Here is a 15,505-nt window from a genome sequence, read left to right as displayed (position 1 = left end):
AGATTCTCCGCCAGAATACGATCCTCAACCAAGCGGACCACACGGTCCTTCGCATCCTGATCAAACTTCTTTGGCATGTTCCAGATTTTCCCATCTACTCAAACGGAACAAAACCCGGGACACTTCAGGCTTCGTTGTTCGTGTCATTCTTTGGTGGTAGCCATAATGATATAGTCGCGCTAACCAAGGCCAGCATACCTATCACTCCTGATAGTCAGTCCATCTTCGCCCACGCTGGAGCTGGGGCACCGATATCGGCGGCGTCTATCCCGACTCGGAAATGCGGGAAAACCCCTCGATGGAAGAGCCGCCGAAGCCCACCCATTCTTCGAAGGGGCTCTCGAGCTCAGCGGGCGACATTATCACCGCTTTCAAACTGCCGAATATGTCGGTGAACCAGAGCGGATAAACGCAATCTCCTGCTGTCCCACCAACTGCAGGACATTATCGGTCTGTGAGTTCATAGGGGTATCTGTAGCCTGCGTCACAATTTAATTCAATGAATTTATTAGAAGTATAGAGGGAGGATATCGTCCGTGTGACGTGCCTCACGGGTATGGGGAAGTAACCTGGGTGCTGCAAGCGATTACTGGTCAGGATTACAAGCAAATTTGATCGGCGATCTGTTGCCAAACTAGATACCCCAATCGGAAATCGAGAAAGGTATTGAAATGACTCCGAAGAATATGATCGCAAAAATGGCAGCTGTCGGTGTGGCTGTCGCTTGTGGCCTCGGAGTCGGCATGGCTCCCGCCCAGGCCACGACCGCAAGCCAAGGCGTTGCTGCCAACGAAACGCAAGCAGCGACTTTCGAGGTGGCGGAACTGACGTTCGAGCACCTGGACGAAAATGGCTTCACTGCCAGTGTCGCAAACGGCTCGGTCACAAAGCAGCTGGGCGGTAGTGTGGTGATCGTAGATGAAGACGGAGCAGTTGCAGGCGAGTTTTCCACCGCAACGCTCCTTGAAGACGGCACTGTCCGAAACTTCGAGTACCAGGTCGACGGCAACGAGATCGTTGCGTTGTACGACTCACCCGTCGTCGAAGGTGTCATGCCCGTATTCATGCAAAATTGCACGCCGGAGTGGATTATGATGGCGGGGGCTGGAGCTGCGGCTATCGGCGCAGCCGCAACGGACCGCTCGGACTCGGCGGTAGCTTGGTTGTCGGAGGGGCAGCCGCTACCTATATTGGAACTGCCATGGCAACAGATCGCTGCTTGCAAGGTTAACTGCGACCCGCTCAACTAAGCACTACTGATCCCAGCTTGGAGGTGTTGAAAATGAATGTTTTAGAGCGTGTAGGGTTTGGTGCTGGCGTCATCGCTATCGTGCTCTCGGTGCTGAGCGTGCTCTTGGCAATCTTTTGGGGCACGGGCCAGGTTACGGTTATGACGACTGCTGGAACTGTCGCCGTAATCGGAGCAATGTGCATCTACTGGAGCCTCACGTCAAGACGCAATAGCAAGGACTAAGCGCTCCGCCCATTCAGGGCCTTGGCCGGGAACCACTCTGGTCAAGGCCCTCTTCGCTTGGAAAACCCAATTAAACGGGAATGATCAACGCCGCGAACTCGAAAGCAACAGGTAGGACGATAGATTCCACTGCGACTCGGCTTCGTCATTAATCACCGGGACATCCGCGGCACCCCTGCCCACTATGGAGCTGATCCATTCCACTCGCTCGGGTGTAAACGCTGTGAGCCAGGACAACCTTCCTTCACCGTCTTCGCACTCGAGGTTTTGCCCTCCAGCAGTATGAACACCAACGATGATGTTTCCAACGTGCCCCGGACCTCCTGAGTCACCTTCGCACGTGCGTGAGGGGTGACCGACGAAGCAACGATCAGCTCCTTGTAGGGAATGCCTGCACCCTGCGGATACTTCTCAATGAACGACTTCACCTCCAGGTTGTCACCGAAGCAAAGCCGCGGCCGATGGCAAAACCGATTAAATCGATGACGCTTCCCTGCTCGGGGAGTGTGTCGGGCAGATCAAACTGTTTAGCTTCGATTCCGTCAGCCACTTTCAGAAGGGCTACATCGTCGTCCGCAGAAAGGAGATGGACATCTGTAATTTCAGCTCTCTCGCCGTCGGACTGTTTCAAACAATCGCCGGAGGAATTCAAGAAGCAGTTTTTAAGCAAAGTCGCTTAAATTAACTGGACCTAAAATCCAGACCACCCCAGCGTTCCAGCTGGGATTTGAGGGAGACTTTGGTCCGAGCAGTGCCCAGATTCTTCCTGCGCAAGACGGGGAGGAGTCGCTCGCTCGCGCCGGTGCGAAGGCATATTTTGCCGAGTCCGAGCACAGCGGTGAAATCTGAGGTGCCATTTTCGTGGTTGTGGAGCCCGTGACCGGCACCGGCACCGGGACCGGGACCAACCGGGGAAGTTTGGACTTCTTCTATGTGAGCACCGCTGCACAGAACAGGGGAATTGGGTAACGTGTGTGGGCCTTGATTGAACAGAGCTACCCCGAGGCGCAGGCGTGGGAAACGCACACGCCTTACTTTGACACAACCGTTTGGGTTTCCACATCGTGGAGTTTTACAACGAACACAACCCCGCCCCCCGATCCCAATGACCATTCGCTGCCTGAGCAAGATCATGATGCCTCCGGGCGGCTTGCTCAGGATTTCTTCCGCTTTGAAAAGTGGATCTAGTGGTTGGGGGAGGGCGGTTACATGGCCTGTTGGCGAGCCAACACCTCCAGGGTCTTGTGTGCTGTAGCCGCCGCTGACCCTGGGTTCTGGCCGGTCACGATCCTGCCATCAACCTGGGTGTAGCTGGCAAAAGGGATGCGTGACTTGCTGTAGCGGGCCTCTTGCTCTTCCGCGCGTTGTTGTGCGTTGTAGGGTACGAGCTTTGCCACGCCCGCCAACTTTTCCTCCATCCAGGAAAACCCCGTGATGGACCGGCCACTCACCAAAGGTTTGCCGTTGCTCAACTCCACTTCTACAAGGCCACAGTAGCCGTGGCACACCGCGGCAACTACACCGCCGCTTTCATAAATGCTTCTGGTGATGTGGTGCAGAACTTCGTTATTTGGGAAGTCAAACATCACTGCATGGCCGCCGGTGAAAAAGATGGCGTCAAAGTTGTGCGGGTTGATCTGCGCAGCCGCGGTGGAATGTTCAAGGAGTTTCATCCGTGCTGGGTCGTTGTGCCAGGATTTGATGTCGCGGTCATAGGTGGGGAACTTCAGCGAACGCGGTTCCAGAGGGACGGTTCCGCCCTTGGGGCTCATCACTACCTGCTCGTAGCCAGAGGCTTCAAATGCCAGGTAGGGGTGTACAAGCTCGGAAAGCCACAGGCCAGTGGGGTGCGTTGAGTCGGTGCCGTAGGCGGAAACATTGGACACAACGTGCAGGATGCGGCCCTTGTGGACTGGCTCATTCATAGCGAGCATTCCTTACTGAGGTAGTTGATTTGATACAGCACAGCCTACCTGGTGGAGATTGCGCGCCGCCTTTTGCTTGGTCTCCGGTACCCTGTGCTGAAAGGTCAGGTCGGTGGAAAAAGAGGGGTGGCACAGGTGGATCACCAAGTTGGGTTCAGGTTATTTGAAGACTCCGACATCCGCGCTCGCCTGCACGCGCATGACGCGGTGGGGTGGATACGAGAAGCCGTGCTCGCGCATGGGAAGGGCGAGCTTTCTGCGCCCCCGCGTGTGCATGCGGCATTGGGGGAGGGAGCTGGGGGTCTGGTGTTCACGGCGGGACGGTTTGCAGGGAAGTCTCATGGTTTTCGGGCGTACAGCACCTTGGAGGTGCCCGTGGATGAGCAGGTGGTAGTTGCTTTTGATGATCACACGGGCAGAGTCTGCGCGATCGCTGTGGGCTCTGAGCTCGGAGTTCGGCGCACTTCAGCCCTAGGTGGTGTGGCCCATGATGCACTCGCACCCAAGGGCCCTGTTCGCGTGGCGGTGATTGGCTCTGGTGTGCAAGCACAGGGCCAATTGTGGGCGTTGCAGGCGGTGCGCTCCATCACTGAAGTGAAGCTGTTTAGTAAAACCCCTGATCGTAAGGTCCGGGTCGCTGAGGCGCTGGATCAGCAATATGACTTTCCGGTGGTCTCCGCGGAAAGTGTGGAAGAGGCGGTGGCGGCCGCCGATGTGGTAATTCTCGCTACTAACAGTGAATCGCCAGTGTTGCGCACTCAGTGGTTACGCCCCGATGCCTACGTTGCCACCATGGGTCCGAAGCAGGTGGGGCGGGCGGAGTTTGCCGCAGACCTACTGGCCGCTGCGAGTGTGATCACCACGGATTCTGTGGCCCAGTTGAACGCCTATGATCCTCCTGCGGTGGCGGCCGAAGCTGGTGTGGCGGTGGCTCCGCTTTCCCAGTATGTTCTTGCTCCGCCGCCGGCGGAGGGGATTCGGTTGTATCTCTCCGTGGGCTTGGCGGGGACGGAACCCTATTTGTTGCAGCGCTTGGCTCAGCAGGTGGCGGCCCAGGCATAGTGCTTAGCTGAGGCTGAGGAAGAGTTTTTCCATTTTGGCGGCATCGAACCCCTCGGCGCCGCCTTCGGTGAAGCATTGACGCATGCCGGTGGCAATGATGGTGTATCCGGCACGGTCAATGGCTTTTGATACAGCAGCAAGTTGGGTGACGATAGCCTCGCAATCTTCGCCTTCTTCAAGCATTCGGATTACTGCTGCGAGTTGCCCTTGGGCTCGTTTGAGACGGGTAATGGAGGGTTTCACTTCGGTGGGGTTGAGCTGCATGATGTTCCTTAGCGCGAACCTGGTGCGGATGAATGCCTCAAATCATACCCCGTGGGGTGTCACGGGTTTGAAGGATCGCAGGCGGAGGCTGTTGGAGACAACGAAGACGCTGGAGAGTGCCATAGCGGCACCTGCGAGCATGGGGTTGAGCAAACCGAGGGCGGCCAATGGGATCGCCAGGGTGTTGTAAGCGAAGGCCCAGAAGAGGTTGCCTTTGATGGTGCCCAGCGTGCGCCGCGAGAGGCGAATGGCGTCTGCCGCGGCGAGGAGGTCGCTGCGCATGAGGGTGATGTCTGCGGATGCTCGAGCTGCGTCGGTACCCGCGCCCATTGCAAGGCCAAGGTCAGCGAGCGCAAGGGCGGGGGCGTCGTTCACGCCATCGCCAACCATCGCTACAGTGCGACCGCTTTCTTGTAGTGCTTGGACGGCCGCTACCTTATCTTTGGGCAGCACTTCGGCGTAGACCGTGTCAATGCCTACCTCCTTGGCAACTTGTTGAGCCACCTGAGTGTTATCGCCGGTGAGCAGCACCGTGTGGAGGCCCATTTGGTGGAACAGCTTGATTGCTTGGGTGCTGGTGGATTTGACTTGGTCGGCGACGGTGAGAATACCGCGCGCTGCGCCGTCCCAACCCACAAACACCGCGGTCTTGCCGGCGAGTTCTGCGGTGCGCTGCGCTTCAACGAGTTCTTGGGGGACACGCCAACCGGCGTCCTCCATGAGTGCGCGCCGTCCAACGCGCACGATCTCTCCAAAAAGGGTTGCCTCAACGCCCAGGCCTTCGATATTGCGGAAGTCATCCGGTGCGGTTAGCTCGCCTTGTTCCTCCCGCGCCGCCTTTGCGATGGCCTGCGCAATGGGGTGTTCGGAATAGGCTTCTAACGCACCAGCGCGGTGTAGGACCTCACGTGAGTCCACATCGGGGGCAGCAATCACCTGTTCAAAGGTCATTGTTCCGGTGGTGACGGTTCCAGTCTTATCCAGCACTACGGTGTCTACCTTGCCGGAGGGTTCCAGCACCTCTGGGCCCTTGATGAGGATGCCAAGTTGTGCTCCGCGGCCGGTGCCCACCAGCAGTGCGGTGGGAGTTGCAAGCCCTAGTGCGCAGGGGCACGCAATGATGAGAACGGCAACCGCCGCGGTGAATGCTGCGCTCGCGGGGAATCCTGCACCCAGCCACGCACCGAGGGTAATTACTGAGATGGCGATGGCAATTGGAACAAAGACTCCGGAGATTTTGTCTGCGAGCCGTTGGATTTCTGCCTTCCCGGTCTGAGCCTGTTCTACAAGTTCAGCCATTTGTGCAAGCTGAGTGTCGGCGCCAACGCGGGTTGCGCGAACCACGATCCTGCCTGAAACATTGAGAGTTGCGCCCGCTACTTCCACGCCTGGGCGAACGTCCACGGGTACGGACTCACCAGTAAGCATTGAGGCATCAATAGAAGAAGTGCCGCTGATCACGGTGCCGTCGGTAGCAATCTTTTCACCGGGTCGGGCGATGAACTCGTCTCCTACCCGAAGTTCCTCGGCTGGGATAGTCACTTCTGTGCCGCCGCGCAATACTGTTGCCTGTTGCACCCCGAGTTCCATGAGTGCCCGCAGAGCTGCACCGGCTTGCTTCTTGGAGCGCTTTTCAAAGTAGCGGCCCACAAGGATGAAGGTGATCACCCCTGCCGCAACTTCGAGGTAGATATTGCTGGAGGCATCTGACGGCGCCAAAGTGATGCTGAAATGGTGTGTTACCCCGCGGTCGCCAGCTGTGCCGAGGAACAGCGCATATAGGGACCATAGGAATGCCGAAAGTGTGCCCACGGAAATGAGCGTGTCCATGGTAGCGGCACCCTGTTTGAGGTTCAGCCACGTTGCGCGGTGGAAGGGATATCCAGCCCAGACGATCACGGGGGCTGCCAGCGTGAGCGAGGCGAAACCCCAGAAGTCGAACTGTAGCGCTGGGATCATCGCCATCAAGATCACGGGCACTGATAGCACGATGGACACGATCATGCGCTGCCGAAGCTGTGCAAGTTCGCGCTCTTCACGGGATTCATGGTGTTCGGCCGCAGTGTTGAGCTTTTGCGTATCGCCGGTGTGTTCCGGTGACTTCGGAAGGATTGGCTCTGCGCTGTATCCGGCCTTTTCCACAACGGCGATGAGTTCGTCCACACTTGTTCCAACCGTGTCCACTACGTGGGCTTTCTCGGTTGCGTAGTTCACGGAGGCGGATACTCCCTCCAGCTTGTTCAGCTTCTTTTCAATGCGGTTTGCGCAAGAAGCACAGGTCATCCCTCCGATGTCCAGGTCAATGTGCACCTCGTTGAGGTTGGCAGGTATGTCGAGAGAACCCGCAGCATCGGAGGAATGCTGCCCTGACTGCCGGGTCTGGGTGCTTGCTTGTTGTGTCATTGGTACCGCCAAGGGGGAGAAGGTGCTGGAAGTTGAGAGTCGGGGATGGGGTGCGGAAGGCTACCGCAAAGAATGCCAAATGGTGGCTAGTGATGCATTGGTGTGGGCGTCTGCCACTGTTCCACCCACTCCTGGGGAATGAGTGCTCCAGAGATGAAGTACGCCAATGCAAAGAGCACGGCAAGCAGTAGGAAGAAGCCAATAAGTTTCAGGGCTGGGTTCATGAGTAGCGTGCCTTTCCCAGGGGTGGGGAGGTTAGGAGCGGGTTGCGGTGTAGCCAGCTTCTTCAACTGCTGCGAGCACCAGTTCATCGGCGATCGCTTCGGTGGAAGTGATTTGCAACGTGCCTGTGGATGCGCTCACCGCAATGTCTGTGATGCCGGCGATTGATTCCAGTTCTTCCCGGACAGCATTCTCGCAGTGGCCGCAGCTCATGCCGGTAACGGAGTAGTTCGCAATCATGGTGAGTTCCTTTCCAGGTGCCTAATTTTCAGGTGCCTAGTGGGGTAGGGGTTGGGGTTATTTCTAACTCATGCTGTTGTGTACGAGTTAGAGTGTAGTACGATTAACTCATATAACGCAATACGTTTTTCCGGGCGTCTGGAACTCATGCTGAGACTCCCACCCGAACCCACCAACTTCGCAGAGCATCTGTGTAGTGCATGGCGTGGCAAAGACTTCAGGGAATATAAAAGGAAGGAACAGTGCGCACGATGGCAACAAAGGTGAACAGTGCCCAAGCTGGAGAGGCCGCAGATTATGTGGAGACACCGTTGCAGACAAACGTCATGGATTCACGCGTTCGCTCCGACGTGTCCTCCTCCCGATCCACCTCACCCGAGGTTGAGGTGGCGCACATCCTTCCCGCACCACAGGTTGTAATTTCTGAATCTCCCACAGCCACGCCATGCAGTTGCGGATGCGTGTCCGGCTGCGGCTGCGACGGTGGCGCCCGAGACGCCGGGCAGCGGGCAACTCGACCCCAGAGAGCGGATGCCAGAGCGAACCGGGAAAAGATTATGGCAGCGGCGGTCCAGTGCTTGCGCGGGCACCCGGGTGCGTCGATAAGCGAAATTGCAAAGACGGCCGGGGTGGGCCGCATGACCCTCATTGGACACTTCCGCACCCGCGCTGACCTGGTGGAAGCCTGCACACTGGATCGGGTGGCCAAACTGGAGCGCATTCAGGAAACGGAAGTTATCCCGTACCTGCTAGAAGCGTGGAAACCGCTCGGCGATGTGCACATTTTACTCAAAGCTGCCGCCGTTGAACTCCCGGAGGAACAATGCGAACGTCTGCGGCAACGCGCAAACGCTCCGCTCCAGGAGCGCCTACGCGAAGCAAAACAACGGGGGATCCTGCCTGAAAGTCTGACGGAAACTTGGCTTGCCATAGTCCTGCAAGTAATGAGCGTTGAGGCGAAAGACCTCGCTTGCTGCGGTGGGGAATGCGAATGTCAGGCTCCCTCGCAACTCGAAGCCACACTTGAGCAGCTCCTGAGCAACCACGACGCCCCAAGGAGTTAGCTGCAATGGAAACCGAATTCACCCACAGGGCCACCGTAGTAGTGATCGGCGGTGGCCAAGCCGGGCTATCCGCCGGCTACCACCTGGCACACCGAGGATTTGCAAACGCCTTTGAAGCCCCAGGGGACACCCCAAGCTACGTTGTCTTGGACGCCGAGGAAGCCCCCGGTGGGGCTTGGCGGCACCGCTGGGAATCGCTCACCATGGCTACCGTGAACAACATCTTTGACCTGCCAAGCTACCCAAGGCCAACCGTTGAACTCGCCACGCCAAGCAAAGTGGCAATACCTGAATACTTTGCCCAATTTGAAGCCCACCACCAACTCGCCATACAGCGGCCCGTGACAGTGCACAGCGTGGAATACCTCAACCACAACCCCGAGGAGGGGTTCCGGATCGCCACCACCAACGGCACCTGGCAGGCGAAAGCAATTGTGAACGCCACCGGCACCTGGAACAACCCCACGCTGCCGTACTACCCAGGGCAAGAAACCTTCCTCGGCAAGCAAATGCACACCAAAGACTACGTTTCACTGGAAGCATTCGCCGGGCAACGGGTTGGCATCATCGGCGGAGGCATCTCCGCAGTGCAACAGCTTGAGGAGATCTCCCGCGTGGCCACTGTCCATTGGTTCACTCGGCGTGAACCAGTGTTCCGGAAAGAACAATTTGAACTGGAAACCACGGGTAGGGAAGTGATCGCCAAAGTCACTGCTGCCGTGGAGGCAGGAAAACCCACCGGGAGTGTGGTTTCCTACACCGGCCTCGGATGGACCCCATACGCACGAGCCGCCAAGAAACGTGGCGTGCTCAACAGAAAACCCATGTTCACGCGCATCACACCCACCGGCGTGATCGAAGAAGACGGCACCGAAACCCCACTCGATGTCCTGCTCTGGGCCACCGGATTCAAGCCCGCCATCCGGCACCTCGAACCCCTCGGCCTCCAAAACGAGCTTGGTGCAATCCAGCTCAAGGGCACAAAAGTGGTCAAAGACCCCCGGATCCACCTGGTGGGCTACGGGCCCACACAATCCACTGTGGGGGCCAACCGCGCCGGGCGAATCGCAGGAAGCCAACTCAAAAAGATGTTCCTCACCTAGAGGCGTGGCCTGACACGACGCTCGGGCCAACAACTGAACCCCCAAACCAAGCCCCAACCCCCAGAATCAGAAGGAGTACCTGAAAATGAATACCTCCGCCAAGAAGACCGCGCCAGAACCAATCCGCGATCAAAAAGCCGACCACCTGCTCACACCGAAGAACACCGTAATCGCACTCATCGATTACCAATCCACCCAACTGGATACACTCAAGTCCAAGACCCGCGAACGAGCAGAACTCAACGTCCGCGTGCTTTCTGAGGTGGCACGGCGTTGGGGAGTGCCCATCGTGGTCTCCACCGTTGGCGTGGACATGGGAGTAAACCCACCAACCATTCCCGAGATTATGGAACACCTGCCAAAGGACCAGGAAGAAATTGATCGCACAGGTGTGAACGCCTGGGAAGATGCAGATTTCCGCGCTGCAATTGAAGCCACGGGAGCGAAACACGTGGTGGTCGCAGGCCTATGGACCGAAGTCTGCGTAGCCCTGCCCACACTGGACATGCTTAACGAAGGCTACAAGGTTTACCCAGTAGTTGATGCCATCGGCGGCATCTCTAAAGAAGCGCACGAATCCGCGATCACCCGCATGGTGCAAGCAGGAGCAAGCCCAGTCACCGCAATCTCCTTTGCCTCGGAAATCATGCGCAACTGGGCTCGCGAAGACTCCAACAACCTCCGCGAAATCTTCGGATGGTACTTCCCAGCGAAGGAGGAACTGGACCAAAAAGAGGACTACTAAGCCACCGTAACAAGGGTATTGGTGCTGGTACTGGCACTGGCGTGAGCTCGTGCCAGGCGCCCCACCTCCACGGGGGCAATCGCAGGATTAGCACAGGGACTGACTACAGCCCCTTGGCCACCAGCCAATCCTTAGCAATCACTGACGCAGCAGTCTGCTCATTCACACTCCGGGCATTCAACTCAATCAAATCCCGCTCAGTCAACACGGCAGAAACAGCGTTCACCACTTCCGCGGCTTCATCCGAAACATCGTCACTCGCCACCGGCACCACATGCGAAGCAAGGAACTGGCCGCGTGGATCGCTGAGTGTCACCAAATTGTTGTTCACCACAGAAGGGCTCGCCGTGTAGATAATCGCCAACTGAATCTGATTATCAGTCAACGCCTTCACCGTCAACGGGCCGCCACCATCTTCAATCGGGGTGAAACCAACGTCAATCCCATACACATCCCGTAACCCACGAGGGCCATTCGGCCTCGTCTCCGCCTCAGAATTCGCCCCCAACACCATGGGCACAGATATCCCAGCCAAATCCTCAATGCTTGAAAGACTCCACTGTGCAGCAAACTCACTGGTCACCGCATAGGAGTCCTGATCTGTTGCCGCAGCCTGATCCAACACCCGCAAACCCTCCGGCGTTACCTTGGCTAGCTCGGCGTACACATCCTCAGATTTCCGGGCCTGCGTATCAGGCGCCCAATACTGCAATAGCGGCCCCGAATACTCCGGGAACAAATCAATCGCGCCTGACTCAATCTCAGAAACGTACACCTCGCGCTGCCCAATGCGGAACTGGCGGTCCACACTAAACCCGGCACCCTCCAGAGCCTGCGCGTATATCTCTGCAATGATCTCGTTGGAGTAATAGTCCTGTGAGCCAATCACAATCGTCTCACCCCCACCACTCCCACTGCTTCCGCCATTCTCCAGTGGATCACCATTAGAGCAACTCGCCAGGCCAAAAGCAGAAACCATAACGGCGGCCGTCAACATTTTGGGGAACTTCATCTCTATTTCCTCGATTCACTTTGTTGATTCTGCGTCCTCGATGCCGCAGTTTTCTGCAGTGCGGCAAACGCAATTTCTAGGATCAAAGCCACGAAAGCAACGAGCAGGGCGGCGGCGAGCATCAGGGGATAATCACGGCTTTTCAGGCCACTAAACAAGAAGCGGCCTAGTCCCACGTCAGCGGTGTACGCGGCCAAGGTAGCAGTGGCCACCACCTGCAACGTCGCTGCCCGAAGCCCGTCCAACAGGACGGGGAGCCCCAGAGGCACCTCCACCCGGGAAAGCACCTGCCACCCTGTCATGCCGATGGCCTTGGCGGCGCCGACGCTGCGCACGTCGGCAGACTGCACCCCAGCATACGCACCAGCCAGGACCGAAGGCAGGGCGAGCACCACCAGTGCAACCAGCGGGGCACCAACGCCGATCCCCAGGAACAACCCGGCGAGGGTGAGCAGCCCCAACGTGGGAATCGCGCGCGCCGCCCCAACAATCGCGCCAACCACACCCGCGCCGCGCCCAGTGTGTCCCACATACAAACCCAGGGGCAACGCGATGCACGCGGCCAGGAGGACGGCGGCCGCGCTGAGCAGGAGATGCTCACCAAGCCGAACCCAAATTCCCGCCGCGCCCGCCCAATTTGCGGGCTCCATCAGCCAATCCAGCGCTTGAGCAAAGAGATTCATTCGTGCCTCCCATCGCTCGCACCCGCATCAGCACCCACACCCGCGCCCGCACCAGCACCAGCAGCAACCCCAACCTGAACCTGAGCCCAAGGTGTCGCCCAGCGCCCGATAAGTTGTACGAGAAGGTCTAGCGCAATGGCCAGCACGATTGTGCCTATGATGCCCGTCAGCACCTGGGCCACGATGCCGCGCTGGAAGCCGTCGGTGAGCAGATTGCCCAGGCTGGGTACACCGATCAGGGCGCCGATCGTCACGAGGCTGATGGTGGAAACTGTCACCACCCGGATCCCCGCGATGAGCACTGGCAATGCCAGCGGCAGATCCACCCGCCAGAAAATGCTGCGTGGCGAGTTGCCCACGGCCACAGCGGCCTGCCGTGTGTGCTGGTCCACCGAAGCAAACGCCTCACTGGCGCTCCGTGCGAGCAACGCAAACCCGTACACGCTCAGCGCAATAATCATGGTTGCCTGCGAACGCAGGGGAGTGCCCACCACAATCGGAATGATGATCAGCAGCGGCAGCGCTGGGATGGCATACAGTAAGGACACCGCCCACAACATGGGCCCACCCAAGCGCGGCCGGCGGTGAGCCAGGTAGCCAAACGGCACCGCGAGCAGCACCGAGAGCAACACCGACGGCACGCTGAGCAACAAGTGCGCCCATGCGAGCTCCAGCACATGCTCAATGTTTCCGGCAAGCCAGCCAAATCCGGTGACACTCACGGCGCCACCCCGTCCGAAACGACCCGCCCCACGGTCCGGCCCATCCCATCGACTGCCACCGCAACGCCCCCTACCTCGGTGATGTGGAGGGTGCGCTGGGGAGCGTCGGCACCGATGAAGCTGCGCACAAAATCGTTTGCAGGGGCAGTGAGAAGCTCTGTTGGCGTGCCCTGTTGCGCCACCTGTCCACCGGCTTGTAGGAGCACGATGTGGTCGCCAAGGCGTAGCGCCTCGTCGATGTCGTGGGTGACAAACAGGATCGTTTTGCCCAGCTCAGCCTGCAGGCGAAGGAGCTCGTCCTGCAGTTCGCGGCGAACGATCGGATCAACGGCGCCGAAGGGTTCGTCCATGAGGAGGATTTCCGGGTTCGCTGCCAGCGCCCGCGCTACCCCAACGCGCTGCTGCTGCCCGCCGGAAAGCTGGGCGGGGTAGCGCTTGGCCAACTCAGGCCCAAGGCCCACGCGCGCCATCACTTCAAGGGCGTCCTGCCTGGCCTTGCGCTTTGGCACCCCATTGAGCACAGGCACGGTGGCAACGTTGTCCGCAACGCTGTGATGTGGCAGCAAACCCGCATGTTGCAGCACATAACCAATGCTGCGGCGCAGCGCCACGGGATCCTGGGTACGCACGTCCTCACCGTTGATCCGCACGGCGCCGGCCGAGGGCTCCACCATCCGATTCACCATCCGCAGCAGCGTGGTTTTCCCCGACCCGGAGGAGCCGACCATCGCCACAATCTTCCCCTCGGGCACGTCCAGGGAGAAGTTGCGCACCGCGGTGGTGCCGTCGGGATAGATCTTGGAGACTGCCTCGAAGGTAATCATGTGCCTTCGCTCCTGTCTGAAAAAATGTGAGCGTTGACCTCCCACCCTACGGGCGTGCGCTGCAAAGTGTGCCGACGCCCCAAGCGCCGCACCTCAGCACGTGCAGCGGGTCTGCAGCATGCCCAGGGGGAAGGGGGAGCGAAGGCGCAGCCTGAGGATCGGGAATCGGGTGAATAAAATGCGATATTCTTCCAGGCGCCCTACAGCGACCAGGTATGCACTGGCTCGCCGGTGGATTGCAGCTCCAGGTACCTGCGCAGCACCTTTGCCACCGCCTCGGTGCGCTCTGGGGTATCAGGTTCCGTGGGTGGCTGCTGCGCCAGGGCATGGAGTTGCCACGTTGCGCCATTTTGCCCGGTACTTACGCGGCCCTTGATTACCCCGAGATAGCGCTCGATGAGCTCCTCCGCCACCCCCAGCGCCTCGAGGCCTTGTTGGGCCTGGCCCAGCAGATGCTCGGCCACGAGCTCGCGCACGGAAACTTCGCCCAGCACCGGCCACTGCAGCGTTGCGCCCAGGCCCTGGCGTGCCGCAGAGATGAAATTCTTGGTGGCGGCCTCGAAGCTCAGGCGGGACCACACGGGCCGGTTCTGGTTACTCAAGTACTTCACCATGCCGTAGAAGAACGCGGCATCGGCAACAATATCCACCGGGGTTGGGCCCGCGGGGAGCAGGCGGTTCTCCAAGCGGATGTGCGCTTGCTCCTGGGAGGGGTCATAGATGGGGCGGTTCCAGCGCCAAATCGTGCCGTTTTGCAGATTCAAATAGTGCAGGGCTGGGCTTTCGCCATCCATCATTGGGGTGCCGGCGTCCTGGCGATCTTCCGGCAGCAGCGGGGAGAAGTAGCGAACGTTTTCCTCAAAGAGGTCAAACACGCTGGTGATCCACCGTTCGCCAAACCACACGCGCGGGCGCACCCCTTGGTTCACAAGCTCCTGAGTGCGGGTGTCTATGGACTGCTGGAACAGCGGAATCCGGGACTCGTGCCACAATTGGTGGCCTGCAAACAGCGGGGAGTTCGCGCCTAGCGCCACTTGAACCGCGGCGATTGCTTGGGCTGCGTTCCAGGCGTCGGCAAAGCGATCCGGTGCGATCTGCAGGTGCAATTGCATAGAGGTGCAGGCGGACTCCGGGGAAATGTCCTCAAAATCGTGCAGATAGTGCTCCTGACCTGCGATGTCGAGCCGCACCAGCTCGCCGCGGGACTGCATGATGGAATTGTTGAGCGCGCGGTAGCGATTTTCCGACGTCATCCATCCCGGCGTGGAAAGGTATTGCGTGGTCAACGTGGGAAGTGTGCCCACCATGGCAACCGCAGCGCCCTGGGCCAGTGCCTGCTCGCGCACGGCGGCGAGCCTGCGCTCCAGTTCACCTTGCATTTCCTCCAGGCCTAAGCCTTCAATGCTGGTGGGCGGCAAGTTGAGTTCCACGTTGCAGGCGCCGATTTCGGACTGATAATCCTCACTCAAACCATCAAGCACCTTTTGGCCCACGGGTGCCGGCGCCATGTCCTGATCCACCAGGTTCAGCTCCAGCTCAAGGCCGATCGTGCCCTGGGAGATGAATGCGGCGCGCTGCAGGTGCCGGTCAAACACCTCTAGATCGTGCTGGAGGCGTTCGCGGTAGCGGGTGCGTTGCCGTGGGGTGTAGTTGCTGCTGGTTACTTGGTCGCCCATAGCGGCCAGCTTAACCAGGCGGGCGCCGGTGGGTGGGGAAAGATTCATGGTTGGCGGCGGGGGTTTGGGGCTGTCTCTTATATTCA

16 protein-coding genes and 1 pseudogene are annotated in these 15,505 nt (G+C 59.0%); 5 read left to right on the top strand and 12 right to left on the bottom strand.

Annotation, left to right across the window (positions count from 1 at the left end; all coding sequences use genetic code 11):
* Positions 1–270: 270 nt before the first annotated feature.
* Positions 271–464, bottom strand: a pseudogene (locus tag NQ018_RS10770) (glutamine synthetase beta-grasp domain-containing protein); the annotation flags it as partial.
* Positions 465–671: 207 nt separating this feature from the next.
* Between NQ018_RS10770 and NQ018_RS10765 the strand changes: the two are divergent.
* Positions 672–1,250, top strand: a complete 579-nt coding sequence (locus NQ018_RS10765; protein WP_257060927.1) for a hypothetical protein — start codon at positions 672–674, stop codon at positions 1,248–1,250.
* A 648-nt stretch (positions 1,251–1,898) separates the two neighbouring features.
* Here NQ018_RS10765 and NQ018_RS10760 read toward each other — a convergent pair.
* Together NQ018_RS10760 and NQ018_RS10755 are read right to left on the bottom strand one after the other, a co-directional pair.
* Positions 1,899–2,126, bottom strand: a complete 228-nt coding sequence (locus tag NQ018_RS10760; RefSeq protein ID WP_257060926.1) for a hypothetical protein — start codon at positions 2,124–2,126, stop codon at positions 1,899–1,901.
* A gap of 553 nt (positions 2,127–2,679) precedes the next feature.
* The gene (locus NQ018_RS10755) at positions 2,680–3,399 is read right to left on the bottom strand and encodes a type 1 glutamine amidotransferase domain-containing protein (protein WP_257060924.1); all 720 of its coding nucleotides are present in this window, start codon (positions 3,397–3,399) and stop codon (positions 2,680–2,682) included.
* Between the two features lie 135 nt (positions 3,400–3,534).
* On the opposite strand from NQ018_RS10755, the gene NQ018_RS10750 reads away from it, so the two are divergent.
* The gene (locus tag NQ018_RS10750) at positions 3,535–4,461 is read left to right on the top strand and encodes an ornithine cyclodeaminase family protein (protein WP_257060922.1); all 927 of its coding nucleotides are present in this window, start codon (positions 3,535–3,537) and stop codon (positions 4,459–4,461) included.
* Between the two features lie 3 nt (positions 4,462–4,464).
* Here the strand turns inward: NQ018_RS10750 and NQ018_RS10745 are convergent, their stop codons facing one another.
* From NQ018_RS10745 to NQ018_RS10730, 4 genes are all read right to left on the bottom strand, one after another.
* Positions 4,465–4,725 (bottom strand): metal-sensitive transcriptional regulator, encoded by a 261-nt coding sequence (locus tag NQ018_RS10745; RefSeq protein ID WP_257054080.1) that lies wholly within the window; start codon positions 4,723–4,725, stop codon positions 4,465–4,467.
* A gap of 42 nt (positions 4,726–4,767) precedes the next feature.
* On the bottom strand, positions 4,768–7,128 hold the full coding sequence (locus tag NQ018_RS10740) for a heavy metal translocating P-type ATPase (RefSeq protein WP_257060920.1): 2,361 nt from the start codon (positions 7,126–7,128) through the stop codon (positions 4,768–4,770).
* Positions 7,129–7,214: 86 nt separating this feature from the next.
* Positions 7,215–7,352: a hypothetical protein gene (locus NQ018_RS10735; RefSeq protein WP_257060918.1), complete on the bottom strand. Its 138-nt coding sequence runs from the start codon at positions 7,350–7,352 to the stop codon at positions 7,215–7,217.
* Between the two features lie 31 nt (positions 7,353–7,383).
* Complete coding sequence (locus NQ018_RS10730; protein ID WP_257060917.1) at positions 7,384–7,590, bottom strand: heavy-metal-associated domain-containing protein; 207 nt, start codon at positions 7,588–7,590, stop codon at positions 7,384–7,386.
* Positions 7,591–7,841: 251 nt separating this feature from the next.
* On the opposite strand from NQ018_RS10730, the gene NQ018_RS10725 reads away from it, so the two are divergent.
* From NQ018_RS10725 to NQ018_RS10715, 3 genes are all read left to right on the top strand, one after another.
* Positions 7,842–8,654, top strand: coding sequence for a TetR/AcrR family transcriptional regulator (locus NQ018_RS10725; protein ID WP_257060915.1), 813 nt, complete (start codon positions 7,842–7,844; stop codon positions 8,652–8,654).
* 5 nt (positions 8,655–8,659) lie between these two features.
* Positions 8,660–9,757, top strand: coding sequence for an NAD(P)-binding domain-containing protein (locus NQ018_RS10720; protein ID WP_257060914.1), 1,098 nt, complete (start codon positions 8,660–8,662; stop codon positions 9,755–9,757).
* A gap of 85 nt (positions 9,758–9,842) precedes the next feature.
* A complete protein-coding gene (locus tag NQ018_RS10715) occupies positions 9,843–10,502 on the top strand; it encodes an isochorismatase family protein (RefSeq protein WP_257060913.1) in 660 nt (219 codons plus the stop codon).
* Between the two features lie 103 nt (positions 10,503–10,605).
* Here the strand turns inward: NQ018_RS10715 and NQ018_RS10710 are convergent, their stop codons facing one another.
* The 5 genes from NQ018_RS10710 to NQ018_RS10690 form a co-directional block, all read right to left on the bottom strand.
* Complete coding sequence (locus NQ018_RS10710) at positions 10,606–11,520, bottom strand: ABC transporter substrate-binding protein (protein ID WP_373566944.1); 915 nt, start codon at positions 11,518–11,520, stop codon at positions 10,606–10,608.
* Positions 11,517–12,197, bottom strand: a complete 681-nt coding sequence (locus NQ018_RS10705) for an ABC transporter permease (protein WP_373566943.1) — start codon at positions 12,195–12,197, stop codon at positions 11,517–11,519. The genes NQ018_RS10710 and NQ018_RS10705 overlap by 4 nt, the downstream gene beginning before the upstream one ends.
* The gene (locus NQ018_RS10700) at positions 12,194–12,919 is read right to left on the bottom strand and encodes an ABC transporter permease (RefSeq protein ID WP_257060911.1); all 726 of its coding nucleotides are present in this window, start codon (positions 12,917–12,919) and stop codon (positions 12,194–12,196) included. The genes NQ018_RS10705 and NQ018_RS10700 overlap by 4 nt, the downstream gene beginning before the upstream one ends.
* Entirely contained in the window at positions 12,916–13,743 is an 828-nt protein-coding gene (locus tag NQ018_RS10695) for an ABC transporter ATP-binding protein (RefSeq protein ID WP_257060910.1), read from the bottom strand. Before NQ018_RS10695 ends, NQ018_RS10700 begins: the two co-directional genes overlap by 4 nt.
* A gap of 200 nt (positions 13,744–13,943) precedes the next feature.
* A complete protein-coding gene (locus NQ018_RS10690) occupies positions 13,944–15,419 on the bottom strand; it encodes a glutamate-cysteine ligase family protein (RefSeq protein ID WP_257060908.1) in 1,476 nt (491 codons plus the stop codon).
* Positions 15,420–15,505 lie beyond the last annotated feature (86 nt).

Source organism: Corynebacterium kozikiae (assembly GCF_024580965.1).
Classification (GTDB): domain Bacteria; phylum Actinomycetota; class Actinomycetes; order Mycobacteriales; family Mycobacteriaceae; genus Corynebacterium; species Corynebacterium kozikiae.
This window is presented reverse-complemented; position numbering and strand designations above follow the sequence as displayed.

Bases quoted from the DNA above. Each gene is read 5' to 3' on its own strand.
- NQ018_RS10755 (WP_257060924.1), bottom strand. From the start codon at position 3,399: ATGAATGAGCCAGTCCACAAGGGCCGCATCCTGCACGTTGTGTCCAAT.
- NQ018_RS10720 (WP_257060914.1), top strand. From the start codon at position 8,660: ATGGAAACCGAATTCACCCACAGGGCCACCGTAGTAGTGATCGGCGGT.
- NQ018_RS10740 (WP_257060920.1), bottom strand. From the start codon at position 7,128: ATGACACAACAAGCAAGCACCCAGACCCGGCAGTCAGGGCAGCATTCC.
- NQ018_RS10765 (WP_257060927.1), top strand. From the start codon at position 672: ATGACTCCGAAGAATATGATCGCAAAAATGGCAGCTGTCGGTGTGGCT.
- NQ018_RS10730 (WP_257060917.1), bottom strand. From the start codon at position 7,590: ATGATTGCGAACTACTCCGTTACCGGCATGAGCTGCGGCCACTGCGAG.
- NQ018_RS10735 (WP_257060918.1), bottom strand. From the start codon at position 7,352: ATGAACCCAGCCCTGAAACTTATTGGCTTCTTCCTACTGCTTGCCGTG.
- NQ018_RS10725 (WP_257060915.1), top strand. From the start codon at position 7,842: ATGGCAACAAAGGTGAACAGTGCCCAAGCTGGAGAGGCCGCAGATTAT.
- NQ018_RS10705 (WP_373566943.1), bottom strand. From the start codon at position 12,197: ATGAATCTCTTTGCTCAAGCGCTGGATTGGCTGATGGAGCCCGCAAAT.
- NQ018_RS10690 (WP_257060908.1), bottom strand. From the start codon at position 15,419: ATGGGCGACCAAGTAACCAGCAGCAACTACACCCCACGGCAACGCACC.
- NQ018_RS10715 (WP_257060913.1), top strand. From the start codon at position 9,843: ATGAATACCTCCGCCAAGAAGACCGCGCCAGAACCAATCCGCGATCAA.
- NQ018_RS10745 (WP_257054080.1), bottom strand. From the start codon at position 4,725: ATGCAGCTCAACCCCACCGAAGTGAAACCCTCCATTACCCGTCTCAAA.
- NQ018_RS10695 (WP_257060910.1), bottom strand. From the start codon at position 13,743: ATGATTACCTTCGAGGCAGTCTCCAAGATCTATCCCGACGGCACCACC.